This window comes from Kitasatospora sp. NBC_00070, assembly GCF_045041205.1.
Lineage (GTDB): Bacteria > Actinomycetota > Actinomycetes > Streptomycetales > Streptomycetaceae > Kitasatospora.
This window is the reverse complement of the sequence record NZ_CP108248.1, coordinates 509,645-534,185: the sequence shown is the minus strand read 5'-3', so window position 1 is coordinate 534,185 and position 24,541 is coordinate 509,645. Positions and strand designations below refer to the sequence as shown.

20 protein-coding genes and 2 pseudogenes are annotated in these 24,541 nt (G+C 68.5%); 8 read left to right on the top strand and 14 right to left on the bottom strand.

Annotated elements, in window-relative coordinates; all coding sequences use genetic code 11:
- Positions 1 to 127 precede the first annotated feature (127 nt).
- Both OHV05_RS37300 and OHV05_RS37295 read left to right on the top strand, forming a co-directional pair.
- Positions 128 to 427, top strand: coding sequence for a hypothetical protein (locus OHV05_RS37300; RefSeq protein ID WP_331730736.1), 300 nt, complete (start codon positions 128 to 130; stop codon positions 425 to 427).
- Between the two features lie 267 nt (positions 428 to 694).
- Positions 695 to 2,389 carry an ISAzo13 family transposase gene (locus tag OHV05_RS37295; protein ID WP_331730733.1) on the top strand — a complete coding sequence of 565 codons (1,695 nt, stop codon included), beginning with the start codon at positions 695 to 697 and terminating at the stop codon, positions 2,387 to 2,389.
- A gap of 614 nt (positions 2,390 to 3,003) precedes the next feature.
- Here OHV05_RS37295 and OHV05_RS37290 read toward each other — a convergent pair.
- Positions 3,004 to 3,626, bottom strand: a pseudogene (locus OHV05_RS37290) (transposase); the annotation flags it as partial.
- On the opposite strand from OHV05_RS37290, the gene OHV05_RS37285 reads away from it, so the two are divergent.
- Positions 3,558 to 3,824 carry a hypothetical protein gene (locus OHV05_RS37285; RefSeq protein ID WP_405021756.1) on the top strand — a complete coding sequence of 89 codons (267 nt, stop codon included), beginning with the start codon at positions 3,558 to 3,560 and terminating at the stop codon, positions 3,822 to 3,824. The pseudogene OHV05_RS37290 and the gene OHV05_RS37285 overlap by 69 nt on opposite strands.
- Before the next feature lie 182 nt (positions 3,825 to 4,006).
- Here OHV05_RS37285 and OHV05_RS37280 read toward each other — a convergent pair whose 3' ends face one another.
- The 3 genes from OHV05_RS37280 to OHV05_RS37270 form a co-directional block, all read right to left on the bottom strand.
- Positions 4,007 to 4,288 carry a hypothetical protein gene (locus OHV05_RS37280; RefSeq protein WP_331730730.1) on the bottom strand — a complete coding sequence of 94 codons (282 nt, stop codon included), beginning with the start codon at positions 4,286 to 4,288 and terminating at the stop codon, positions 4,007 to 4,009.
- 656 nt (positions 4,289 to 4,944) lie between these two features.
- Positions 4,945 to 6,372, bottom strand: a complete 1,428-nt coding sequence (locus OHV05_RS37275) for an IS1380 family transposase (RefSeq protein WP_331730285.1) — start codon at positions 6,370 to 6,372, stop codon at positions 4,945 to 4,947.
- A gap of 230 nt (positions 6,373 to 6,602) precedes the next feature.
- Positions 6,603 to 7,979, bottom strand: a complete 1,377-nt coding sequence (locus tag OHV05_RS37270) for an IS1380 family transposase (protein WP_331730728.1) — start codon at positions 7,977 to 7,979, stop codon at positions 6,603 to 6,605.
- Between the two features lie 398 nt (positions 7,980 to 8,377).
- On the opposite strand from OHV05_RS37270, the gene OHV05_RS37265 reads away from it, so the two are divergent.
- Positions 8,378 to 9,706 carry a ricin-type beta-trefoil lectin domain protein gene (locus OHV05_RS37265; RefSeq protein WP_331730726.1) on the top strand — a complete coding sequence of 443 codons (1,329 nt, stop codon included), beginning with the start codon at positions 8,378 to 8,380 and terminating at the stop codon, positions 9,704 to 9,706.
- 361 nt (positions 9,707 to 10,067) lie between these two features.
- Here the strand turns inward: OHV05_RS37265 and OHV05_RS37260 are convergent, their stop codons facing one another.
- Positions 10,068 to 10,271 (bottom strand): hypothetical protein, encoded by a 204-nt coding sequence (locus OHV05_RS37260; RefSeq protein ID WP_331730724.1) that lies wholly within the window; start codon positions 10,269 to 10,271, stop codon positions 10,068 to 10,070.
- Positions 10,261 to 10,479, bottom strand: coding sequence for a transposase (locus OHV05_RS37255; protein WP_405021692.1), 219 nt, complete (start codon positions 10,477 to 10,479; stop codon positions 10,261 to 10,263). The genes OHV05_RS37260 and OHV05_RS37255 overlap by 11 nt, the downstream gene beginning before the upstream one ends.
- A 265-nt stretch (positions 10,480 to 10,744) precedes the next feature.
- On the opposite strand from OHV05_RS37255, the gene OHV05_RS37250 reads away from it, so the two are divergent.
- A complete protein-coding gene (locus OHV05_RS37250) occupies positions 10,745 to 12,805 on the top strand; it encodes a putative adhesin (protein WP_405021691.1) in 2,061 nt (686 codons plus the stop codon).
- 300 nt (positions 12,806 to 13,105) lie between these two features.
- On the opposite strand, the gene OHV05_RS37245 is transcribed toward OHV05_RS37250, so the two are convergent.
- The gene (locus OHV05_RS37245; RefSeq protein WP_331730720.1) at positions 13,106 to 13,546 is read right to left on the bottom strand and encodes a CAP domain-containing protein; all 441 of its coding nucleotides are present in this window, start codon (positions 13,544 to 13,546) and stop codon (positions 13,106 to 13,108) included.
- Positions 13,547 to 14,293: 747 nt separating this feature from the next.
- Complete coding sequence (locus OHV05_RS37240) at positions 14,294 to 14,500, bottom strand: hypothetical protein (protein WP_331730718.1); 207 nt, start codon at positions 14,498 to 14,500, stop codon at positions 14,294 to 14,296.
- A 447-nt stretch (positions 14,501 to 14,947) separates the two neighbouring features.
- Here OHV05_RS37240 and OHV05_RS37235 point away from each other — a divergent pair, with 447 nt between their 5' ends.
- A complete protein-coding gene (locus OHV05_RS37235; protein WP_331730717.1) occupies positions 14,948 to 16,381 on the top strand; it encodes a hypothetical protein in 1,434 nt (477 codons plus the stop codon).
- A 325-nt stretch (positions 16,382 to 16,706) separates the two neighbouring features.
- Here the strand turns inward: OHV05_RS37235 and OHV05_RS37230 are convergent, their stop codons facing one another.
- Both OHV05_RS37230 and OHV05_RS37225 read right to left on the bottom strand, forming a co-directional pair.
- A complete protein-coding gene (locus OHV05_RS37230; RefSeq protein WP_331730715.1) occupies positions 16,707 to 17,333 on the bottom strand; it encodes a GNAT family protein in 627 nt (208 codons plus the stop codon).
- 327 nt (positions 17,334 to 17,660) lie between these two features.
- Positions 17,661 to 18,659, bottom strand: a complete 999-nt coding sequence (locus OHV05_RS37225; RefSeq protein ID WP_405021749.1) for a DUF3048 domain-containing protein — start codon at positions 18,657 to 18,659, stop codon at positions 17,661 to 17,663.
- Between the two features lie 364 nt (positions 18,660 to 19,023).
- On the opposite strand from OHV05_RS37225, the gene OHV05_RS37220 reads away from it, so the two are divergent.
- Positions 19,024 to 19,437 (top strand): hypothetical protein, encoded by a 414-nt coding sequence (locus OHV05_RS37220; RefSeq protein ID WP_331730712.1) that lies wholly within the window; start codon positions 19,024 to 19,026, stop codon positions 19,435 to 19,437.
- A 915-nt stretch (positions 19,438 to 20,352) separates the two neighbouring features.
- Here the strand turns inward: OHV05_RS37220 and OHV05_RS37215 are convergent.
- The 4 genes and pseudogenes from OHV05_RS37215 to OHV05_RS37200 all read right to left on the bottom strand — a co-directional run.
- Positions 20,353 to 20,762, bottom strand: a pseudogene (locus OHV05_RS37215) (site-specific integrase); the annotation flags it as partial.
- 240 nt (positions 20,763 to 21,002) lie between these two features.
- Positions 21,003 to 21,254 carry a hypothetical protein gene (locus OHV05_RS37210; protein ID WP_331730711.1) on the bottom strand — a complete coding sequence of 84 codons (252 nt, stop codon included), beginning with the start codon at positions 21,252 to 21,254 and terminating at the stop codon, positions 21,003 to 21,005.
- A gap of 196 nt (positions 21,255 to 21,450) precedes the next feature.
- Entirely contained in the window at positions 21,451 to 22,194 is a 744-nt protein-coding gene (locus OHV05_RS37205; protein ID WP_331730709.1) for a class E sortase, read from the bottom strand.
- Between the two features lie 352 nt (positions 22,195 to 22,546).
- A complete protein-coding gene (locus OHV05_RS37200; RefSeq protein WP_331730707.1) occupies positions 22,547 to 23,272 on the bottom strand; it encodes a hypothetical protein in 726 nt (241 codons plus the stop codon).
- 133 nt (positions 23,273 to 23,405) lie between these two features.
- On the opposite strand from OHV05_RS37200, the gene OHV05_RS37195 reads away from it, so the two are divergent.
- Entirely contained in the window at positions 23,406 to 24,248 is an 843-nt protein-coding gene (locus OHV05_RS37195; RefSeq protein ID WP_405021690.1) for a hypothetical protein, read from the top strand.
- The last annotated feature ends 293 nt before the right edge of the window (positions 24,249 to 24,541 follow it).

Here is a 24,541-nt window from a genome sequence, read left to right as displayed (position 1 = left end):
GGACCCCCTTTAGGCGAAATGCTCAAATCAACCTCAAATCGACTGGCCCGCCTGATGATCCGGGTAATCATTGCCTGGCGGCCCCAGAAACCCAGGGGCCAATCGATGTCACTTATGAGGAGCATCTATGCGTAAGATCGCATCTTTCGTGGCCCTTGGCGCTGTTTCCCTGCTGGGGCTCGCCGTCGCCTCTCCGGCTTCGGCTGCCCAGCAGAGTGGCGCCCCTGCGACGGTGGTCAGCAAGACCTTCACCTCCGTCGGCTCGACCGGGACCGCCGCCCACCAGAATACCCAGAAGCAGATGCAGAAGTTCGCGCAGAAGAACAAGGTGAAGTGCGAGGAGGTCTCCTTCACTTCCAAGCGCATCCTCACTGTCACTCCGCCGGTTCCCCTCTACACAGGGACGCTGGTGGCAAACTGCGGCTGACCGCAGCTCTAACGTCGCAGTCGCGGAGGGAACGGTCCGCTGCCGAATTTTCGACTGCGCATTCTGCTGAATGGGAGGGCCTGGACCACCGCTGCGGTGCTTCAGGCCCTCCCATTTCGGGTCACACTGGCCGTACTCCCGACGGGCACTACAACTGCGGTACGGCTCCGGGGGTGAACCGCTCCGGGTTTGACCCAAGGCCGGGTGGTTAAAGGGCCTGCCGGAGAACAAAGCGTTGCTTCCCGTTCTGGGCATCGTTGTTGTGGTATGGGCATATCTGTGGAGATCGAGGCGTCGCTGACGGCGAAGTTCGAGGTCATGCTCCCGCATCTGGATGAGCGGCAACGCCGTCTGCTGGCGGGTGCTGAGGCGCGATCGCTGGGGCACGGCGGGATCCGGGTGGTGGCTCGGGCTGCGGGAATGCGCGAGGGCACCGTCTCGCGCGGGGTGGACGAACTGGACGGGGCGGTGGAGCCGACCGGTCGGGTCCGCCGGCCTGGCGGGGGCCGCAAGAGGCTGGCCGACCTGGACCCGGAACTGGTGCCCACGCTGCTGGCGCTGGTCGAGCCGGACATGCGCGGGGATCCGATGTCGCCGCTGCGCTGGACGACGAAGTCGACCAGGAAGCTGTCCCGGGAACTGACGGCGGCCGGTCACCGCTGTTCGGCCGACACCGTCGCCGGCCTGCTGCACGCAGAGGGCTTCAGCCTGCAGGGCAATGCCAAGACCATCGAGGGCAAGCAGAGCCCCGACCGCGACGGGCAGTTCCGCTACATCAACGAGCAGGTCAAAGCCTTCCAGGCCGCCGGCGACCCGGTGGTATCGGTGGACACGAAGAAGAAAGAGCTGATCGGCGAGTACCGCAACGCCGGCACCGAGTGGGCGCGGGCCGGGCAGCCGGTCCCGGTACGCACCCACGACTTCCCCGACCAGAGGCTGGGCAAGGCGATCCCCTACGGGGTCTACGACGTGTCGGCGAACACCGGCTGGGTCAACGTCGGCATCGACCACGACACCGCCGCGTTCGCCGTGGAGTCCCTGCGGCGCTGGTGGACCGCGATCGGCAAGGACACCTACCCGCAGGCCGGACGGCTGCTGATCACCTGTGACGCCGGCGGGTCCAACGGCTACCGGCGCCGGTCCTTCAAAACCGAGCTGGCCGCGTTCGCCGAACAGAGCGGCCTGGCCGTCACCGTCTGCACACTGCCGCCAGGCACATCGAAGTGGAACCGCATCGAGCACCGGCTGTTCGCCCACATCAGCATGAACTGGCGCGGACGCCCCCTGACCAGCCACGAAGTCGTGTTGAACTGCATCGCCGCGACAACCACCAGTACCGGACTGACCGTCACCGCCGCCCTGGACACCAACAGTTACCCGACCGGCATCACGATCGGCGACACACAGATGGCCGCCCTGCCGCTGGACCGCCACGACTGGCACGGTGACTGGAACTACACGTTGCGCCCCGAGGAGCACTGCCGCGACGGCGTCCCACCGATCCCGCCCCAGGACCTGCCCGGCCCGGGCCGCTCATGGCTGGTCCACCCGGCCCTGACCGGCATGCCGGACGAGCAGTGGAGCGGGCTTATCGCCGCGCTGAGCGCGGCACGAGAAGGCCAGCGGGAAGCAGACCTCCACCAACGACGCGGCGGTGACCAGCAGAAAGCACCCGCGCCTGGTCGCTACACCGGCCGGCGACCCGGCCTGACCCTCGTCGACCGGCTCCTGGCCACTCTCCTCTACGAACGACACCGGCTTCCGCAAGTGACGATCGCCCCGCTCTTCGCAGTGGTTCCCCAGAGCCTGAACCGGGTCGTCAGCCAGACCCGGCGCCTCCTCGACGAAGTCGGCCACACCATCGAGCCCGCCGACACCCGACTGGCAACCCTGGACGACCTCCTCGGCCTCGCTGCCCGCCACGGCATCACACCACCGGCAGAGATCAAGACAGCGAGTTGATTTCCGGCAGGCCCTTAAGCGATATCAGCCCAGGCTAAGGCCGTGTTTTAGGAGCGGAAGGGGTGGATTGAAAGGATCGTCGGCGAGGGTGTAGGCCCCTCTGCGGGTCCTGGTGATCAGCCCTTGCCGTGCCCGGCGGGCCATCTGGACGCAGAACCTGTTGATGTTGGTGATTCCGAGGGTCTGGGCGACTTCGCTGGGGCTCCATGAGCGGCCGGACTGTGACCTCAGGAGGGCGAAGGTGCGGTCGATGCGGGATGTCGGGGGCAGGTCCTGGGCTGATGGCAGGCTGGTGCCGGTCTCGGGCCCAGAGGGCAGTGACTGGCGTCACTGTCGGCTGCGCGCCGTGGACGCTGATGGCGATGGATTGAATATTCGTACTGGCCAGGGGCCTGCTGTCCTCGATTCTTGCGTGTAGCGGGACAACGGGTGCGGGTGCTGACCCGTGGACGGCAGGCGGGCAGAAGGCCGGCCAGGCCCGCGCGGCCGATGCCACCGACCAGGCCGGCGCCGTCGGTCAGGACACCGCGCGCGGCGACGACTTGGTCGCGGGTCGATTCCAGGGCAATCGTGAAGCTGGCGCGGTCGGGATCGGTGCCGGGGGTCGACTTGACGGCGCCGAGCATGACCTTGCGGATCACCTTGACCAGGCCGCTGTGGTGGCCGCCGATGACCAGGCGGACCCCGGTCAGGCCGCGTTCGCGCGAGTGACGCGGGAACTGGGCCCTGAACATTTCGGTCTCGCTGTCGCCGACCATCAGCCCCAGCACCTCGCGGCCGCCGTCCTCGGTGATGCCGTTGGCGACGACGACGGCCTGGGAGACGATCTGGTGGTTCACCCGCGTCTTGCAGTAGGTCGCGTCCAGGTAGGTGCAGGGCAAGCAGGTGTGGCCGAGCGGCCGGGTGCGGAAAGCGGTGAGCTGTTCGTCCAGGTCGGCGCAGATCCGCGAGACCTCGCTCTTGGAGATACCGGTGTCCGCGCCGAGGGCTTTGACCAGGTCGTCGACCGAGCGGGTGGACACGCCCGGCACGCAGGCCTCCATGATGACCGCGTAGAGCGCCTGGTCGATACGGTGACGTAGTTCCGGCGGGCTGGGGAAGAGACTGCCGGTGCGGACCTTGGGGATGGCCAGTCCAAGTCGCCGGCCCGCGTGGTCAGGGTCTTGTCGTGGTGGCCGTTGCGCCAGGTCGTACGGGCCTCGGTTCGCTCGCCAGGCTCGGCGCCGAGCCGGGCGGATTTTGCCGTGACACCGCCGAGGCGGCGTACAGGATGAAGCTGGGCGACGACATCCCAGGGCTGTCCATGGGCAAAGCCACAGCCGACCCCGGGAGGCTCTTCACCGATGTGACGCTCACTCTTGAGTACGGTGGGGATAAGCGGCGCGAGATAGCGGAACTGTTCGCCGCCTCGCGTGTCAGGTACAAGCGCGCGTAGCCGACGCCGGATGCCGCGGGACCGCTCGTGCCACGGCCGACCCACAGGGCCGGGCACGCCCTGGTGTTCTCGCACTCCACGAGCCTCGGCCCGGCCGGCGGGAGCGTCCCGGTGGCCGGGGACGGTATGTGCCGCGGGCGGTCCCGGTCTGCCCGGGCGCTGGGGGACTCTGTGGCGCCGGCTCAGTCGGCACGGGTCTGCTGGGGGCCGCGCCAGCCCAGGCGGCCTACCTCGTCGTACCAGTACTGGTGAACCCAGACTTGCCGCAGGACTTCCACCTGCGGCAATGAACGCAGTCTGGCGGGATCATCCGGAGCAGGCAGGGCGTGGAGCAGGTGCTTGCCGTCCTCACCGACCGCCACTGCGTACTGCTCGCGTTCCTTCGTCTCCCGGGGAAGTCGGTTGTCACGTACCGCCGGGTCATAGCGATGGCCCGAGTCGTCCGTGACCAGGGCGGACCCCATCATTCCTCATCAGCGGCTGCCAACTCCTCCAGAGCCCGCGCGCATGGTTTCGCCCACCAGCTCGATCCGGTCCAAGCGTCGCACCGCCGCAAGGAGTCCAGATGATCCCGCACCCACATCGCGGCCGTGCCCCGAGGATTGCTCGCCCCGAGCCATTCTTGCGGTCAGATGCGGAATTTCGCGCCGGACCAGGAATCCGTCGCCAACGCAGCCCACCCCTTCACCCAGCCGAAACCTCCAGGTCATAACAGCAGGTGAGCAGGGCCGGCGACGTTGATCATCAGCAATCTCACCCTCACTATTGAAGATCACCAACAGCATCCCAAATAGTGGTCCAGAACCAGATTTCGGAGAGCGTTGACAGCGGCTTCGGCCCATCCGACCAGCACGGATATCCGTCAGGTGGCGATCTGTAGCTGTCGTGATTGTTAACCTCGATCTTGCATGACGGCTCGTCAGCTCGGCTGGCGGGCCGTTTCTGCTTGTCCGGGCTGGCCTCGATTCGTCAGCGGCTGGTGCTCGGTGATCGTCTCGGCGGTTCGCCCGGAATGTCCTCGATGCCGGTGAGGCGGGCCGTCGCATGACGCTGCGGGTGCGCCGGATTCCACGGGTCCGGGGGTGCTCTCCTTCCAGGTCGTCGGGTCGGTGACCGGCAGTCAGGTGACGGCCGGGAGCTGGGTGAGCCGCTGCCAAGCGAGCACGAACACGTCGGCCCAGGGCCAGGTGCGTTCGATCCGCAGCCGGCGGCGACGGGCGTGGGCGGCGAGGCGCGCGGGCAGGTGGTAGAGCCGGTAGCGCATCGTGTCAGGCTCGGCCCGCTCCAGGTCATCCTGGTCGTGCAGGGCCAGCAGGCGGACCCAGCAGTCCAGGTCGTGGCCGAGGTTCGCGGCGAGCATCCAACCGCGATTCGCCTCCCACGACTTGCTCGGAAGATTCCGCAGCCCCATCGCCTTGTCCGCTCGCACCCGGTCCTCCACCACGGCGTGCTGACGGGCGACGGCATCCAGCCACTGCGGCTGGTGCGAACCGGCGATGCCCCACATGTGCCGGATGTTGGTCGCGATCACGGAGTACTTCCAGCCCGTCTTCAGCTCGAACGCGGTGAGCTTCTTCCTGTGGCGGCCGGCGGGCCTGACCCGGCGGACCAGCAGCCGCATCCCCTCGGGCCAGCCCGGTCGGTTGCTCAGTCCGGTCAACTCCGCGATGCCGTAGCCGTCCTGGATGTCGCCGTCCTGGCGAAGGGAAGCCTCCCACGCCGTTGCGGGGAGTTTGGCGATCGCCTTCTCGTCGTCCTGGGTGATGGTCCAGCCGACCAGGTAGCGCACGGTGCGGCGGGCGGTGTTCAGCGCTTCCAGGTGCTCCAGCAGGTCGTGGGTCGCGCCCGCGCCGTCGACCCTGACCAGGATCTTCGCTTGCGAGGAGTGCGGGATCTGCCGCAGCGCGGCGGTGAGCACGGTGATGTGGTCGGCGACCGTGTTCGACCCGGCGTTACCGGGCCGCAGCAGCATCGACAGCGACTCCTGCGTGTTCGCGCACCAGCATGCGAGTGGGTGGAAGCCCCAGGTCTTCTTGAAGGTCACCGCCGCCCCGGTCTTGTTCGAGGCGGCGAGGATGATCGTGGCGTCGATGTCGATGACGATCCACCCGGTCAGCCGCTTGCCCGCCACCACCAGCCACGGGAAGCCGCCCGGCCGCAGCGCGAGCAGGCCCCACACGTGGCGGCGCACTCGCGCGCGGGCCTTCGCGATCCGGTGCAGCGCGCTCTCGTCCAGCGCGGCCAGGGCGCGGTACGCGGTGGAGTCCGACGCCGGGGTTCCGAGCAGGGCGGTGTGGTGGGCCTGCAGTTGCTCGGCCTCGGACAGGTTCTTCGCGCCGAGCACGATCGCGCCTGCCAGGCCGAGCAGAAGGTGCGCGCGGTCACGCCAGGTCGCGCTCCCACCGCCGGGCCACAGTGCGCCCAGTGCGGCGGTCAACCCGACCCGGTCCGCGACCTGGTGCAGCAGCACCACCCCGGCGTGCCCGACCAGGCCCTTCCCGTCGGCGGCGACAGACAGCCGCCGGTCCCACCCTGTACGCTCACTCACCGAGAAGGTGCACCTGTTCCTGCTGTGGATACGACGTCGCAATCGCATCCTTGCAGGCCAGAGGCACCTTCTTCTAATTGAGCGTCAGATCACCCTGATCGGCTGAATACCCAAGGCTGGGTCTTCTGCCTATAGAAATACCGAGGGCCCGACTGGCGCGTCGGTTGGGCGCCGGGTTCCACGGTTCCGGATGTTGTCTGGTGTTCGTCGGGATGGGGTGATGTCGCTGGTCAGCCGGGGTCCGGCAGGGCGTGCAGGCGCTCGAAGGCACTGGTGATCGTGTCGGTCCAGGGCCAGTGGCGGGCCAGGCGGAGGTAGCGGCGGCGGCCGGTGGTGACGAGCTGGGCGGCGGCGGAGAACAGCCGCAGCCGTAGGCGTTTGGGTTCCCATCGGCGGGCGGTGCCGGTCAGGGCGAGCATGGGCATCCAGGCGAGCAGGTCGAGTGCGAGCTGGACGATCTCCAGCCAGATCTGGTTCTGGGTGGCCTGGTGGAGGGGCAGGTTGCGCAGTCCGGTGTCGCGGGCGGCGCGGATGCGGTCCTCAGCGCGGGCCCGCTGGCGGTGCCGCAGCTCCAGCCGGGCGATCGGGGTGCCGGTGGAGTTGGTGGCGAAGCAGGTCAGGCGCATGCCGTCGGCGTCGGTGAAGCGCAACTGGGCTCCGGGGTGGGGCCGTTCCTTGCGGACGATGAGCCGCATCCCCTTCGGCCAGCCTTTGAGGACATCGCCGGCGAGCTCGGCAACCCAGGCGCCGTCGCGGATCTCTCCGCCGGGTTCGACTGCGGGGGTCCAGGCAGAGGCCGGGATCTTCAGCACGGCCTGGTGGATGCCGCCGGTGATGGTCATCCCCACCGAGTAGGACAGCCACCGGCCGCGTGTGGTGAGCCAGTTCAGGAAGTCGTGGGTGCCGCCGGCGGAGTCGGTGCGGATCAGGGTTCGGCGTCCGCGCCGGTACTTCTTCGGTAGCTGGGCCAGTGCCGTCCGGGCCGCTTCGATGTGGTCTGCGGCCGTGTTGCTGCCGGCGTTCCCCGGCCGCAGCAGCCCGGCGACCGGCTCCCCGGACCCGCCTGGGCCGTGGTCGACGAACGCGAACAGTGGGTGGTGCCCGAACGTCTTCTTCCAGGTCTTGGCCGCGTCCTGCTTTTCGGAGTGCGCGAGGACCAGCACTCCGTCGATGTCCACGGTCACCTCGCCGCCCACGTGCGGGGCCGCCTCGCCGGCCAACCGCCAGGCCCGCTCGCGGACTTCGGCCCGCGCCCGCCGGATCGCCGCGAGTGCGCGGGGCCCGGCCGCGGCGAGGGTGTCGACCAGGCGCGAGACGGTCGGGTCGGAGGCCACCGGGCCGAACACGGCGGGCTCGGCCCGCAGCATCGCGACATCAGCCAGGCAGTCCCCGCCAAGGGCCACCGCGAGCGCGACGTCCAGCAGGACCTTGCCCGGGTCATGGACGGCCCGAGCCTTGCGCCACGGCGCCAGTGCCGTCGATATCGCCGCGTCCAACCCTGTCTTGCGGGCGGTCTCGACCAGCAGCACGGCGCCGGACTGCGAGACCACCCCGCGGCCACCGCCCTCGACGCGGACACGCGGATACGACCCGATACGCTTACTCACCTGGAAAGTGCCTCCGACCGGGGCGGGAACAGGGACCTAGACAATCCTCATTCTCGCTGGTCAGAGGCCCTTTCTGCTTTCCTGACCACCCGTCGGACAGCTGGCCTCATGAAAGCCCGAGGTTAAGGGGGTGCGTTTGCGGCCATGTGTGCTGTCGTGGGTGGTGGGTGTGGGGTGGGTGGTGGAACGCTGCGGTCACAGCAGCTTCCTTGCACGGCCCCTCGCGGAAGTCCGGGGCGGTCCCTTCGGAGGGTCACGAGCCCTGGGACCGGGTCTGGGTTGTTTTCCGTCTGGGTGGTACCGCCGCGTGTCCGAGGAGTGACCCGTCCTCACCGGAACGCGTATCCCGATTCCGCGGACAGCCTGTCCGCGGTCCTTGGCGGATCACGGAGACCAAGTTGCGCACAATCCTTCACACCCGCTCCAGGGCTGTCCCCACCGTCGTGATGACGGCGGCGTCCGCGGCGCTGCTGCTGACCGCCCTGCCCCCTCAAACCGCTCATGCTGACGATGGAGGGGTTACCTTCACCTCCCACTCCGAGGGCCAGCCCGCGATCGTCCTGAACGACCTGGTCCGGGCCAACCTGCCCGAGTGGTACTACCGCTATGGCCTCGGCGACCCCAAGTACCTCATTCCCGCGGTGCTCTTCGGAGTTGACTGCTCGAAGGTCACGATCGCCGGCACCTCCTCCGTACCGGTCACGGCCGTCGCGTCCATGGGAAAGCCGGAGTTCGCCCTGGTCGGCACCGGCACGGGCGGGGACAAGTACACCAGCCCCGCCTGGAGCCAGAACCTCACACGCACCTTCACCTCCAACCTGAGCAACACCATCAGCACCTCGCACACCACGACCTTCAAGGTCTCCCCGAACAGCGTCGGTGTGGACCAGAGCTACACCATCGGCTACGCCTACAACTGGGGCACCTCCACCGGGACTTCCACCGCCCAGACCGTCAGCCTCAGCCCGCAGACGGTCACTGTTCCCCCGGACTACGCCGCCCGGGTCGAACAAGTCCTGCGCAAGGTCAACGTCTCCGGCAAGGAACACACCACCGGCGTCCTCGGCGGCACCTGCCACATCAGGATGGATCCGACCATACCCTCGAACAAAATGACACTGGTGAACGACGATGTCCCGATCGAGGGTCTGCTCGGAATGGAGATGATCCTCAAGGGCAAGACCTACTACCGGGACAAGAGTGCGCCGCCCAAGCTGCCCACCGGGATCTCCTGGAACCCCACGACGAAGAAGGCCTACTTCGACGCCGACGTCACCTACAGCGGGGTCGCCGGATACCGGGTCGACACGGTGGTGTCGATGATGCCCCCGGCCTCCTGGACGAAGATCAAGGGTTACGGCGGCAAGTGCCTGGGCCTGGCCCCCGCCCAGAACGCCGGCTCCCCCGTCCGCTACCAGAACTGCGCCACCACCAAAACCGTATGGCAGTGGAACGGCGACGGCCAGCTCACCACCCGCGCCGGCGACGACAAGCCCACCCTGTGCGTCGCCCCCACCGGGAACTACAACGGCGCCCCCGTCTACGCCACCACCTGCAACGGATCCCCCGAACAGATCTGGCGCCCCCGCAGCGGAGGCGACTACTACAACGCCGCCACCGACCTCTGCCTCGACGACTACGCCTTCAACACCGCCGACGATGCCCCCATCGTCGCCTGGCCCTGCAACACCAACACCAACCAGAAATGGCAAATCGTCAACAACTGACCTCCCCGACAGAGCCCGGCTCTCCCCGCCGATGCCACCACTCCACGGTGGCATCGGCGGGAAGAGCCGTTGGGGGATCTGTAAGCCAGCAGCTCCTGGACCGATTCGGTCGAACTGCTGCCGAGCGGGGCTCCGGTGAGCCAGGCGTCGACGCGGACGAGGTTCAGGGCCATCGCGGTGAGTAGCGCAGGTGGGCCCTGGCCGAGCCTCGATAGCGTGTGCGGTGGACGTAACAGCGGCGAGAGGCTTGGGACATGGGCCCTCGACGCCGGAGCGGGCAGCGTACTGCTCGCGCCAGGTCTCGGTGGCTGCTCTCCGCGGATGCGACGCCGGGCCTCGAACTGTGGCCGGGATCGGAAGGTCAGGCCACGGGCGTTGGTGGCTGAGCGGGTGCACCGGGGCCGCAGTCGGGCATCTTGAAGGTCGCCTGGATGATCGGCAGGCCGTCGGCACTGCCGGCGTTCCTCCAGTCGCGGCTGACGGCTCCAATGGGGCAGGTGACGTCCTGGTGCTCCCAGGCGATGGTGAAGCGGATGAGGTCGGAGGCCTCGGGGTCACGGGGCACGGGCGGCCAGGATGTGATCCACACTCACGTAGCCGGCGTCGGCAAGTCCCGGGTGGGGCAGCAGCTCGCCCCTGCCGCCCTGTGCCAGCCGGGCGCGGAACTCGCTGAGCATCGAAGCGCCGCAGCCCGGATCAGCCAACTCCAGGGACAAGCAGAACTTCCAGCCCACCCGGGCCCGCAACGCGTCGGCTGCCTGGCGGTCCGTCATTTCCTCCGCGAACCGAGCGTCGGCGGACGTCTTCCCGAGCACCTCCCGCGTCCGCATCGTCGCACGACACCACCCGACCACCCCATCCCGTCCAACGGTGCCCCGAAGCGCAGCCGTCGGTGCCGGGCATCCCAGCGCCCGATGCCGGGACAACTCGAGGTGGTGTCATGGAAGGAGCAGAGGCTTTGAGGAAAAGGGGCGGTCCGTGGCCGAACCGGAGAGCGTTGAGGTGATCAAGACCTGCATCCGCGAAGGCAAGGCGTTCGTGGACGCCACCCTGCGGCTGCAGTCCTACCTGCCCGACGACTGGCTGAAGGCCGGCACCGAGCACGACGGTCTGGGCACAATCCTGGACGACCGGGCAGACCAGCAGCACCAGGGCTTCCTGGACGCCTTCGCCCGGGACTGCACCGAAACGGGCTACAACGAGCGGAGCGTCGAAACCCTGCTCGCCCTCGTCGAGCCACTGGTGCGCTACTTCCCCGTCCGGCGCGCCGAGGACCCGGCCCTGACCGCAGCGTTCTGGGAAGCCTACGACAACATGGCCGGCCGCTGGGTCTACGCCCACCACCCACACCCCGAACCACCCCCCGTCGACATCCCCTGGAGAACCCATCCTCCCGGCATCCTGGCCCTGCACCCCGTCACCAGGACCGCCGTGCGCGCCTGGTGCCAGTGCCCCACCTGCACCCGCCCCCGGCCCGACCGCACCATCACCGCCCTGGCCCCCGGCGACGACCTCTGGATCTGCCCCCGCTGCTGCCGGGCCTACCTCAACGCCCACCTCACCGACACCGACTACACCTGCCCCGCCTGCTACGGCATCGCCCTGCTGCGCCCGAGGAAATTCCTGGCACTGGGTACGGATCGCACCACCGCGGCACCCGTGGACGAGCCGGTGCCCGAACGCAAGATCCTCGTCCGCAACACCGAGGACCCGCGCAGCGAGGTGCCCGAACGCAAGGTCCCCCTCCGGGACGCCGAGACTCGGTGGACCGGGGAGGAAGAGAAGAAGGCACCAGCCGGCGGGCGAAAGATCATCGTGGTGCAGATTTCCGCACACGGTGCGGAGGCTGCTGGCGGCGACACGTTCAATGTACCGCCGGGGATGACCATCCATACCCAGGTGCCAGACGGGGAGCAGATCGCGTTCAGGGACCTGGTTACCGCCGGCCGGGAGCGGTCTGCACCGGTGCGGACCTTCGAAGCCGGCGAGCCGATCCCCAACTATGAGCTCTCCGCGTTCACGAACGAGGCGCAGTACGAGCTGTCGGAGCTGACCACCCATCGCAGCGCGGTGAAGAACTACCGGGTCGGCGTTGAGCTGGTCAGGCTCACCAACCTCAGGGACGCCATCGGCCGCATCCAGCGCAGGCCCCTACCCGGCACCTCACCAGGCGACGAGGTCCACCGCGTGGTCTTCCTCGCGGCCTGTCTGGGCGGGGGCGAGGCTGACATGACAGCGCGCACAGCAAGTGAGGAGAAGGCCGTCGACAGCCGTGCGCCGTCAGAGGTGAAGGAGCCGAAGCGGCGCACGGAGATGGCCATGCGCCGACAGGAGGGCGAGACCCTGGAGCAGACACCGGGCATCAGGGTGAACGCGCGCATCGAACTCCCCGGCGAGGTCGAGCGGAGGATCAAGGCCCGTACGTTCCCCGTCTCCGAATTCATGTCCTTCTCCCCCGAGGCCCGGGCCGGGGTGCTGAGCACGGCAAGCGGCCAAGACTGGTGGGTGGAGTACCAGGAGGCCATCAAGGCTGCTGAGCACCTGTACGGGGATGAAGGCAGCGACCTGGTCGAACTGCTCACCACCGTCAAGATCTACCTGGAAGACCGGGAGCAGCACCTCGACAGCATCGACCGCAACCTCACGGCCATCTCCAAGTTCTTCACCGGTCCGGCCTCCACCTGCTACTCCGGCGGCACCGGGCCGCCGACCAAGGCCCTGAGGGAGGCGGTGTCCGGCATCATCGACGGGTACGACAGTTACGCCGGCGAAATCGCGGACCGCATCCGTGTGAGCTTCGACTTCTCAACGCACGTGGAAGGGCTCTCTCAGGCCGTCGCCACGCTCCACGAGTGGCAGGGCCTCGTCAGCGATGCCGTCGCCGTGCTCAGGTCATCGAGTGCGACGTTGAAGCCCGGCGCACCGGCCGCGGCGATCACGGCGAAACTGGCGACACTGGCCCCCGACATCGCGGCCGTCTCGGAGGAACTGACCGCCCTCCACGACGCACTCTGGAGCACCTTCAAGCCGACGCGCCGCGGGGTGGTCGTGAACGGCTGGACGGGCCCCCCACCCGCCGAACTCAGCCGACGGACGTGAACGGTTGCCGGCCCGGTGACGGCGCAACCTTCGCCGCGCTGGCCAACCACCCGACCCGCAACGCCTTCACCACCGGGCCGAAACCGCTCAGCCGGGCCCACACCCGACTGCGCCGCCCCGTCGAACCTGGAGCCCGGGTGCCGTCAAACGGCGGCGCAGCTTTTCCCCACCTCAACCGCCTGACGGCAGCAGCCAAAGTCATCCTCGCGTTCGAGAGACAACGCTGAAAGAGCTCACTCACGCAACGGGTCAGCCGCAACTTCTGCCTGGTCAGCAGCTGGCCCTGCCGGTGGAGAAGGTTCACCGCGGTGTGGCGAACACCTGCGTCCACCACGGCCCTCCCTTGGCGGCGGAGAAGCCGACGCCGATGTCCTGGTAGGCGCAGTTGAGGATGTTGGAACGGTGTCCGGGGCTGTTCATCCAGGCGGCCATGACTGCGGTCGCGCTGGGTGACACTGCGACGTTCTCACCCCAGTTGCTCCAGGAGTAACCCGCGGCCTTGATCCGGGCGTCCGCTTGGCTGCCGTCCGATCCGCTGTGCGTCATCGTCTGCCTGCGGTCCTGGTCCTCGGAGTGGGCCTGGGCAGCCTGGGTGAGTTTGCTGTTGACCTTCACCATCACAGTGCAGCCAGCTTTCACCCGTTCCGCGTTGACCAGATCGGCGACCTCCCGAACGTACTGCGCGGTTTCCGCAGCAGGTGCCGTCGCACCGGCCGACGGAGGCGGCGGCACCGCGGGCACGGACGGCGCGCCTCCCGGAGCGGGCCGTCCAGCCGAAGTCGAAGTCGGGCGACCAGCCGCCGGCGAGCGGCTTCCCGCCGCCTTCGGCGTCGCGGTCGCCGCCGCGGTCACCGCAGGCGTGGGTGCAGGCGATGGTGCCGCGGCAGTGGCCGAACCCACAACTGCCGTCGGCCATTCGGACGGCATGCCTGACGTACCCTCCGTTATCGAAGGCACCACCGGCATCGAAGCGCCTGCCCCGTCGGCCGCGTCAGACGTCCCGCCCTGCCCCGTACAGGCGTAACCGCCCGCTGCGATCGCTACGGCGACCGCACCCGCCAAGGCAACGCGTCGGCCGCGCGAGAACAACGGCCGACGATGACGTCTCGTCGGCAGCTGCTCCGCTGAGTGGTCCGTGTCGTTGTAAGGGGGCTGACTGTGCATACGCTTCGCCTGTTCTCGTGTGCTCTGCGACTGCCCGCAAAGGGTCTACAGACCAGGAGACAGACTCCGCACCGGCCCGATAACAGAAATCCAAGCCACCCGAGGCCGAGGTGGTGGCCGGCTTGGCCGTAGGTACAGCCCGACAGACCCGGAGCGCGTCATCGTCTCGTCCGCGCTCCGCGCCCGAGGCCTACGGCACCCGCGGCTTCCAGGCCGGCCGCGCGCGGATGCCGAGTGGCCGACCGCAAGCGAGTGGCGAGGCCGAGGCAGGAGTACCCACGCCGAGGCTCCGGGGGACGGCGGAGTCGCGTCGGCCCGCATTCATCAGCGCTCGGTTCGGATGGCGGACGCCACGACAGTCGCCGGCAGGGGATTCTCCAGGAAGCCGTAACGGACCTCCAGGAGCTTCTGACCCGGCTTGGGAGCGGAGAAATCGACGTCCTTCCACTCTCCTACCGACATGGCCAGGGTGTCTCCGTTGAGCCGGACCGGGGTTGGAGCTGCACGTACCGGGTCGTAGATGAAGAACACCAGATCGGTCGCCGGACAGAAGACACGGGGGCTTGGAGGACAGGGCCCAGGACGGTTCAGGGACCCGCCTTGCCCTCGATGGCCACCTCGACCAGGTTCCTGAGTGCGAGCGCGTCGCCTGAGCCGAAGGGGCGGCCAACGCGCTCACCACAGGGGCCGGCGCCGGCTGAAGCCATTGGTATGGCGAGAGCCCCGATGGCAGTACCTGCGGCTAGAAATGCCGCAGCCGTCCTCTTCAGAGCCCCTTTCAAACATCATCACCACAGGTCAGAGCCATGATCTCGGAATGGCTGGTGAGTACAGCCGTTCGTTTTGGTGTCACGGTGACGGCAGGGTGTGGCGGCCTGGCTTCCCTGAATGGTGCCCTCGGGGACCCGCCGATGCGGGTGAGGACGGGGGAGGCTGATAGGCAAAAACGTGTGTTTGATCGGATGTGGGAGGCGGGACGTGAGCGACGATGAGCTGGCACTCAGGTTGTGGGAGGTCCTGGCTCCTAAGGAGAGCGTCACCGGCCCGGCGGCAGAGCGGCTTGACGTGTGGTGGACCACGGTCGTCCTGGACAAGGACACCGACGACGAGTGTGAGGTCGACTCGGTCTGCGCGAGCCGCAAGGCCCTCGCGGACATCGTGACCGCATGCTGGTTCGCTGGCACTACCGAGTGGAAGGGCCTCGGCCTCGACCCCCAAAGCCCCCGTAGGGGCGAGCTCCTCACCCAGTGGAAGGAGCTCCTGGGGCCGGAGTTCAGTGCCCTGTGCGACCGGCTGCCGGACCGTTTGGCCTTCGTCCTCAGCGTACCCACCGCGCGGGCCGCGCAGGCTGTGGTTGCTTTCGATGCCGCCGCCGGTGCGTGGGCGGAGGAGGCCGAACGGCACCTGCGCATGTACGAGCCCAACGCGTACGACGCCGTCCCCGGCTGGGGGTACCGCACCAACCCTGCGGCCGTCTACATCTTCACCAACAGCCCCATGGGCGCCGAAGGGTTCTGGAATCCCGACAGCTGGTTCAGCCAGGCCGTCTTCCAGCAGCAGATGGCCACCCGTAAACCCAGGGAAGAGAAGATCCCCGCCCCGCTGCCACGGGCGAAGACCCGGGTCAGGAAGGACCCCGAGCCGCCCGCCGACGGCCAGGCGCTGGGGGAGGGCGTGGCCTCCCACACCAGTAGGATGCTCAGCCACTTCCCCTACACCACGCCCGCCCCCGGCATCCCGGGCCGGGAGAAGAAAGCCCGCGGCGGAACCCCTCGCCCCGCCGAAGAATCGGCTGTGGTCGAAGAAGTTTATCGGTCGATTTCTTTCAAAAAAGGAGAATGGCGGTTCGAGTACCCACACGGCCCGCTCTTCTACTGGGGCCGGCGGGCGACGTTCGAGGGGTCTCCACTGATGGGAGATATCGGCGCAACCATCTACTCGATCACCGGCGACGGGACGCGCCAAACCCTCTATAAGAGTACCGCTGGCAGCGATCCCCGGTCTTGGCCGCAGGTCTTCACCGGTGACCTCTCCAGTGACGCGGCCACTGCCGAGGAGGCGATCAAAGATCGCTACCCCGAAGCAGCCCTGGCGGTCAGGACCTGGGACGTTATCGAAGGGTTCGTCCTCTACAAGGGCCAACGCGCGAAATTCGCCGGGCACTCCGTCAGATCCGACTCGAACAGCCGGCTGTTCGTGATCAAAAACGGCCAAGCGAACCTCCTGGTCGACGCCGGTACCAGCGAAGCCAGACGCTACCGAGGCGCCGATAACAATCAGTCACTTCACCTCCGCCCCGACCCCCGCCGCTCCGCCGGCGAAGCCCTCGCCAGCGCGTGGAACAGCACCACCATCGTCAGCCCGACACCCAACCCAGAACTCACCAAGCTCATCAAAAGCGCCGTCAAGTGAACCACCGCCACCACGGAAGCGCATCGGGCCTGGCGGAACATCGGGAACGGAAATCGCCGTTCGCGGGTCTGTCCAATGAACGGCTCTGTCGCACATCCGGTGGTGACGGAGTGTCAGGTAGGCCGGGCGGGTGTTGGTGAGCGTGGCAGGTCGCCATGCTTCGACCTCCGGGTGGCGTCACGTGCTCACGGGGCTCTCCATCTCGGAGGACCGCACGCTTCCGGGGCCACCTGCCCCGCCCGTACGGCCTTCGACCTGGGACCATCACCTTCTGCGACGGCGGTTGCGTTTCGTTACCACCAGATGTGAGGCAGAGCCGTTCTTTTTACAGACCCCCTCCCGCCGTGCCCTCAGCGACGCCCAGGCGGGCCCGTAGGTCCTCCTTGGCGGCGGGCCATTCGTCACGCAGCATCGAGAAGTAGTCGCTGTCGCGGAAGGTGCCGTCGGCGCGCTTGCGGTCAGCCCGGTGAGTGCCCTCGTACCGTGCGCCCAGACGAAGGAGGGAAGTGCGGGAGCGGTCATTGAGATGATCGGTCTGCCACGCGACCCGGTTCATCCCCAGCTCCTCGAAGGCATGGGTGAGTGTCAGCAGTTTGGTCTCCAGGTTCGCCCCAGTACGCCAGGCCGCCCGCCCGTACCAGGTCCAGCCGCCCTCGACGCTCTCATCCGCCAGATTGAACCGCTGGAAGCTGGTGGACCCGACAGCCTGGCCGCCGGCCAGCTCTACCACCGCGAACACGACGCGCTCCCCGCGTTCCATTTCGGCAATCCTCGCCCTGAGGAACGCGTCGAGCTCGTCCACAGTCCGAGGGGTCGCGACGGGGAGCCAACGCCAGACCTCCTCGTCGCCCCCAGCGGCTGCGAAGAGATCGGCCAAGTGGCGACGGGAGAGGGGCTCGACACGGATGCGGCCTCCGGTCAGAACCACGGGCTCGGGCAGTCGTGCACTCATCGTCGTAGCGGCGCCTTTCACGAACACCTCGGAAGGGTGCGTCAACCGGGGTGACGGACGTGGACGGCCGGTGACCGGCCTGCGGCCACCGCCATCGGACGGCGCTCTCCAGGCTGCGGTCACGGCAGACTCGAAGCCGCGCCCATGAGAGCGGCCGGTTGGGAAGATTCCGGCGTCGGCACAGGCAGCGCACAACGCGGCACCGACCTTGCCGGGAACGTCAACGGCCGCCCGGGGACGGAACAGCCCCCGACAGCGCTGGTGCGCCGCCGGCCAGGACCGGCCCCTGGCCCTGCCCCACGGGTCCGTCCGAAGGACCGGCCGGGATCACCCGGGGGCCAGCACGACCCAGACCGGGCCTGGTGCAAAGGCCATCCGTTGGCCGTCGGCGAGCGCGAAGACCGTCCCTGACGGCGCGTCGGGCCGGGACCAGGTCACCTCGAAGGCCTTGCCGTCCCGCAGTACCGTCGCCGTTCCCGAGCCGACCGTCGGGGCAAACGGGGAGAGGACACCCGGCGAGTCCTCGAACCCACGCGGCGAGGTCGTCTCCGCGACCCGCTGCACCACCACAGTCGGAGCGCCCAACCGACCGTCATCGGTACTGGTGGCAGCGGTGCCGTCCATTGACACCAGCCACTTCCCCGACTCGGGCGACCAGGTGAACCCGAACCTCGCCGCCGGGAAGCGCACCGTGTAGTCGGTCGTCTCGGTGCCGCCTGCCGGCGCCGGGCCGAACCTGAAACCGATGTCCTTCGCCTCCGCCGCTCCAGGGAGGGTGGACATGAGCTGCTCCGGCTTCAGGTACAGGTTGTACGGAATCGGACGAGAGCTACCACGGAAGAAGGGGGCCGGGACGTTGTCGGCCGAGGCGTTGAACACGTCGGCCGACGCCAGCACAGGAAGGAACTTCGTCAGCGCCCCCGAGTACGCGAAGCCCGCCTTCCCGTACTGCTGGAGGATCTGCAGGTCGCTCTCCCGGGCGCTGCGCACTGGTCCGACCGTCGGTGGGAGGTGGTTGGAGTCGTACACGGCCATGAACCGTGACAGGCCCCCCTCCACTTCGATCGCGTAGACCACCGAGGCGGCGTTCAGGCCGGTCTGGGGGCGGGAGTTGACGATGTTGTCAATCTTCACCGCCAGGACCCTGCCGGCTCCGCCGGGCAGACCGGTCAGCGGGGATGTGCCAGGCAGGGTTCCAGCCCCGGTCTCGGGTGCGGGGGACGGTGAGCCGGGGGACGGGCCCGGGGTGTCGGCCGGGCTCGCGGCGGTGGAAGTGGGGTTGGCTGCAGGTGGTTCTGCCGATCCCCCGCCACCCGGGGCGGCCAGGGCGATCGCTGCCCCCAGGGCCGCCGCACACCCGCACCCGATGGCCAGCCGGCTCGCCAGGGATTGTCTCGCCCACCAGATCCGCACCTTCCTGGACGCGGTCCGGACGGCGTCCAGGGCCGTCCGGAGTCTGCTCGTGGGTATTGGAGTCATCGGGCCGCCCTCGTCCGGCTCGGGTGTGCCGGACCTGCGCCGGACACTGGTCCCAGGGCAACACCCCGGCCCGCCGCCGGGAAGGGCAGGGGTGGGTCGCTGCCCGGACGGCCGCGGCTGCTGCCCCGGCGGGCTCCGGAGCGTGCCGGTGTGCCTGATCGGCTGGTCTGGCGGGCAGAACTCCGGCCGGGGGCTCTGCCAGCGTTGAGGGATGGTGTTTTACACGATTGAGAGGGGAAACACGCAGCTCCCCGTCCTGGTCGGCCAGTACTACGAACATCAGATACGCAGTAACGAGCACTGGCCGGTCTCTGGCGGGGGAGCTTCGGAGATCTTCGTCTGCCCAACCGGCGAGGTCTGTTTCGAGTTCCGGAATGCCTACTTCCAGGAGCCGGTGCTCTGCTGCGTCATGTGCTACACGCCGGCCGGGCGGACTTTCATCGGGTACGACCATCCGCTCTGCGTGCCCTTCGGCAGGCGCGAATCCGTGGCCAAGTCGATCAAGATCGACCTACGGGATGCCCGGCTGTTCCGGTTCGAGGTATGGCTCGCCAAGCCGTCGGACCCGAGCGACAACCCCGACATCGCCATGATCAAGGCCTCGGTCTACGTCGGCAGGAGGTGACAACTGCCGGCCGCCGGTCGGACGAGAGGCCGCCCCACCCCTCCGGTGGGCGGCTCTGTTTGTACGACATCACTTGAGTTCGTCTGGCCTCACGTGAGTGCTCAATTCCGCGGACCCCGCCCCGCTCTCCCCGGCCGAGCGTAACTTTGATGGCAGAGAGCCACTTGTCACTTCGCCGTAGTTTCGGAGAGCAGGGCCATCCTGCCGGGAGGGTGCATCGGCAGGGGCGGCCGGTTCCCTGAGATCCCTTCCGGGGGCCTGGGTTTTACAGGTCAGTCAGGTGGCTGCGGGCCCTGAGGCGCTTCAGCCGGGCGGTGCGGTCGTCGATCGTCTCCTTCAGCCGGCTCCCGAGCTGGTGCGAAGCGCCGCGAGCCGACGTTTCCCAGGCCCAGGTCCCTTTCCAGGGCCGGGAGCATGCTCGGTAGAGTGCCGCGCAGGTGGTTGATGGTACGGGTACGGTCCTCGACGAGGTCGGCTGGCCGGCGGCTTGAGTTCGATGGCGGCCTCGTTGCCGGGACGGATGGGCCGCAGGTCGCGGCGCATCCTCGCCTGGTCGCCGGCAGTGTCCCTCCCACACCGGCCACCGGCCCGAGCAGCTGCCGCACGACGCGATCTCGTGCCCCCTTCGCGAAGGACGAGCGCGCTCCGCAGCGCGCGCTGAACAGCGGGCCCCAGGACAGGCGGCCGGGGCAGGACTTCGCCCTCACGGCCGCCCTCAGCCCGGCGGCAGGGGCCGTCCCTGGGCTTGGGCGCCACCGTAGGGGCGGCGGCCCCGACCGCTGCGGCCTGCTGTTCACTGCTTTGTCCCGGACGGACGACCTTCTACGGTTCGGGGATCAGCAGGTCGCCGATCTCGCAGCCGAGCACGACGCAGATGACGTCCAGATCCTGCAGCTTCAGGGAGACCGGCTGGCCGGCCAGCTCACCTGCCCAGCCGCCGAACAGCTGGTCGACCTCCGGTCCGGACGGCGGGATCCTCAGCTTGGCGTCCTTGGACCGTGCGGCCGGTTCATCTCGTTGACCGGGCACGGGGCAGCCCGGCCGGTCGACCGATGGAGTTCGACCTGGTGCCGCAGCTCCAGGGACATGGAGTGCGTGCTCAGAGCCTGAGAGCGGGCCGGCCGGGTGCCGCTGGGCGAGCCCCGCAACACCCGGCCGAAGTACGCATCGGCGTCGACCGGCTCCATGTCCCACAGCGGCCGACCCAACCAGGTCCGCATCTGCTCGAGGCGCCCGACATCCCCGCGGAAGGTGCCGTCCGCCAAGCCAGCCGAGGCACTCGCCAGAACGAACCCCGCCAGCACATCGGTCTCGAACACCTCCAGCTCCTCCGCCGAGGCGGGAGCCCGGAACCAGACGAACTCGAGTGATGTCCCACATTCCGGGGTGCGGGTTGTGGTGGGCCCGCCCTCCCCACGCGGGGAGGGCGGGCTCAGTAGGGGAGGGGCCGTCCCGCAGGGGTTCTGAGATCGGGGGGTTCCGGTTCCCGGCGTGGACTGGCAGTACCAGACCTTTGGAGCTGGATTCGGTGCACGGCTCACCACTCCTTTCACTTCCGGGAACAGCTATCCCGGTAGGCTCAAGGTAAGAAACCGTACGCGCGGTTCGCAGTTGGCCACTGCTTGGGAGACGTCGACCTCCAGATCGTCACGCAGGACCGTGACGTTCCCGAATTCGGCGAGCTGCGCGAATACCCGATGGGACAGTTCCAGCCCCATGGTGATCTTCCCGTCCGCGTCGCCGATGATGAGCCGGATCCCCGTCCCCAAAGGCTCCCGGGTGCGGGGCAGGTTGGACTGCTCACTTGTCTTCGTCACTGGGGTGCTCCTCTGGGCTGTTGCAGCCGTGGCTCGGCTGTGCCCCGGTACGGGGCACCCCGCGAGGGATTGCGGGGGGTCATTCGAGAGTGGCGCATCCTTGCCTTCCGAGGCATAGCTGAAAGAGCAGATTCGCGGGAAGCTACCCGGTATCGGTGCAGGCGGCGGGGGCGCCGGATCCGACAGCAGCGCGGTGTCAGAGGAGAGCGGCCGGCAGGAAGTGCTGTGGGTCGGTCGGCAAGGTGTCCACGAGGTGGCCCCACACGATGATGCGGTACAGCGAGGTGAACACCGGCGTGCAACTGGTGAGGGTGATGTAGTGGCCCGGCTCGGTGTACCCCGCCTTGGCGGGGACCGCCGCGATCGTCCCGACATCGGTCTTGGACGTCTTCGGCAGCGTCCTGTCCACCTGGTAGATGTACCAGTTGCGCTCGGTCTCCAGCACGATCGTGTCGCCCGGCTTGAGCTTGTCGATGTTGTGGAACTTCGCCCCGTGGCCGTCCCGGTGGGCGGCGAGCGCGAAGTTCCCCGGCCCCTCCCACGGCAGTGCCGACTCCACCGGGCTTGTGTAGTGACCCGCGACCCCCTCATTGAGGACGCCGGTGGTGGTCCCCTCCTTCACGACCACGGTGAAGTCTTTGCCCATCGCGGGGACGTGCAGGACACCGATCGGATCGCCGACGGAGAAGGAGGTCGGTTCGGGAGCCGGGGTGCTCGTCGCCCGCCACGCCTGCCGAAGGTCGATCTGGGCCTTGCTGGCCAGCTGGCCGGCTGTGACGTTCGTCCACCAGAACTGGTAGACGACGAACAGCACCAGAACGAGGCCGAGCGTGATCAGGACCTCAGCGAAGACCGACAGCGACCTGCGGGTGAGGCTCCTGGAGTCCTTGGCCCTGTACCGTACGGGCTTCCGGCGCTTGGGCCGACCGCCGGCTTTCATGGGACTCCCAGGCGACGAGTGAGAAAACCAACCACAGCCGAGTCTAATCCTCGACGGGCCGAACCGCCGCCGAGGAACCGATCTGATAATTACCTGGAATGCATATGTTCCGCATAAAGGGAATTGCCCGTCCGTGCAGACCCTGAGGTGCGCCGAGCGGCGGATTCTCATGGCCGCCCGCCCGACCGGACACCGCGCCTTCCCCATCCGGCAGGATTTTCGGCAGGACGGCTTGCCGGTGATGAGCCGGAGTTAATGTTTCCTTCTCGGCTGTGAATCGGAGTACCGAAAGTGGCAGACGGGCACCGGACGGAGGAGGCGGGAGCTGGATGGCCAGCGAAGGGCGCTCTGCTCATAGCCATCGCCGCCGTGGGGCCCGGGTGACGGCGGTGACGGGCGTATGCCTGGTCCTGGGGCTGGTGACGCTGCCCACCCAGACGGCTTCGGCCGAGGGCGGGGACCCGCTCTCCTCCACCGTCGCGCAACTCACCGAGACGATCACGTCCCTGACCGGGTTGGCCACCACGTCGCCCACCGACCCCGGCGGAACGGGGAGCAGCAGTCCAACCCCCAGCGAACCGGCCACGCCCGAACCCGAAGACTCGCAGACGTCATCGGCCACCGGCAGTCCCTCCACCGGAGACTCCGAACCGTCGGCCGAGCCCACCGAGCCGGACACGCCGTCCGCCACGGGCAGCAGCTCACAGCCTTCGACCTCCACGCCGACCGGTTCGACCCCCTCCGCCACGAGCAGCGGCTCACAGCCTTCGACCTCCTCACCGACTGGCTCGACCAGCACACCGTCACAGCCCTCGACCCCCTCACAGACCGGCTCCACCCCGGCCTCCCCCAGCGGCTCGACCGGCACAACGGGCCCGAGCGGTGGCTCACAACCCTCCTCGCCCACTGCTCCCGGCACCGGGACCCCGCCGGCCACCACCCCGGGCAGTCCCGCCACGACGGCGGGCACCACGGCCGCAGGCACCACGACACCCACGCCCGCGGCCGGCTCGCCGACCACCACCCCCGCACCGGGAAGCCCCATCTCACTGCCCGCAGCCGGCGTCACGGTCTTCATGCCTGCGACCCCCGTCCTACCCGCCGCGCCCATCGGTGGGAACAGCTCCTCGGCCCCCCCGTACGGCTCCTCCTCGAGCTCACTGCTTCGGCCCATCACACGGGCCGAGGTCCTCCAACGGGCCCAGCAGTGGGTGGCGGAAGCGGTCCCGTACAGCCAGACCAAATGGTGGACGGACGCCCTCGGCAGCTACCGTCAGGACTGCTCCGGATACGTCTCCATGGCCTGGCGGCTGGACCAGAACACCAACTTCTGGACGGGAAACCTGCCCGTCGTCTCACACCCCATCACCAAGGACGAGTTGTTGCCCGGCGACATCCTGCTGTCCGCCAGCCACACCCTCGTCTTCGCCGGCTGGACCGACAGCGCCCGCAACACCTTCGCCACCTACGAGGAGTCCCGACCGGGGACCAACGCCCACTTCCTCACCGGGGTCACGTACTCCACCTACGAGCGCACCGGGTTCACGCCCTACCGCTACGACATGATCCAGGACAGTGGCGGTGCCACCCCCGTACTCCCCCAGGGCAGCGTCGCCGCCCTCTCCGTGAACGGCACCATCCCCGACTTCAGCCTGGGCATCCCGATCATCTCGCCCGAGCTGGCGGCCTCGGCCGTCCCCACGCCGCTCCCGGAGGCCCCCGCGATCGCCTGGAGCGGCGCTGGTGGCACGATCGTTCCACCGTCGACCAATCCGGGCGCCCTCGGCTCCGGCCCCTCGGGAACAGCCACCGACAGGGCCACCACCGGTCCTGGGAGCCCGGTCGGCATCCAGGCTGATCCTGCCGGCGTCGGCACACCGGACTCTGAAACCACCCTCGTCGTCACCGCTGGATGGTCGGCGGTCCTGCTCGTCGGCTGTCTGCGGGTCCTCCACCGGAAGCGTTCCAAGAACGCGCCGCCCAGGGCTCTGGCCACCCCGCAGCAGCAGGACGAGTATCGCCCGTCGACCGTCCTGGACCGCTTCGGACGGTGACCCCTGTCCTCAGGGACCGTTCAGCGTTGTTGCCCGTTGCCCGTTGCCCGTCGCCGCTGATCCGGACGACGAGGGCGGGACCCAGCTCGCATCAGTGGCTCGAAGCCGCGCGGGCCTGAACGGCCGCCTTCGGGGCAGACACAACAACGGGCGGATCCCGGCTGCGCCCCGTGCCGTCGGAACCCGGCCAAGTCGCTCTCGCGCGTACCGGGCTGCGCACTCGCGACCTTCGCCGTCTTACGGGTACGGGACAGCATGCTGTTGGTAAGCCCCAAGTAGTGACGCTCCTGGGC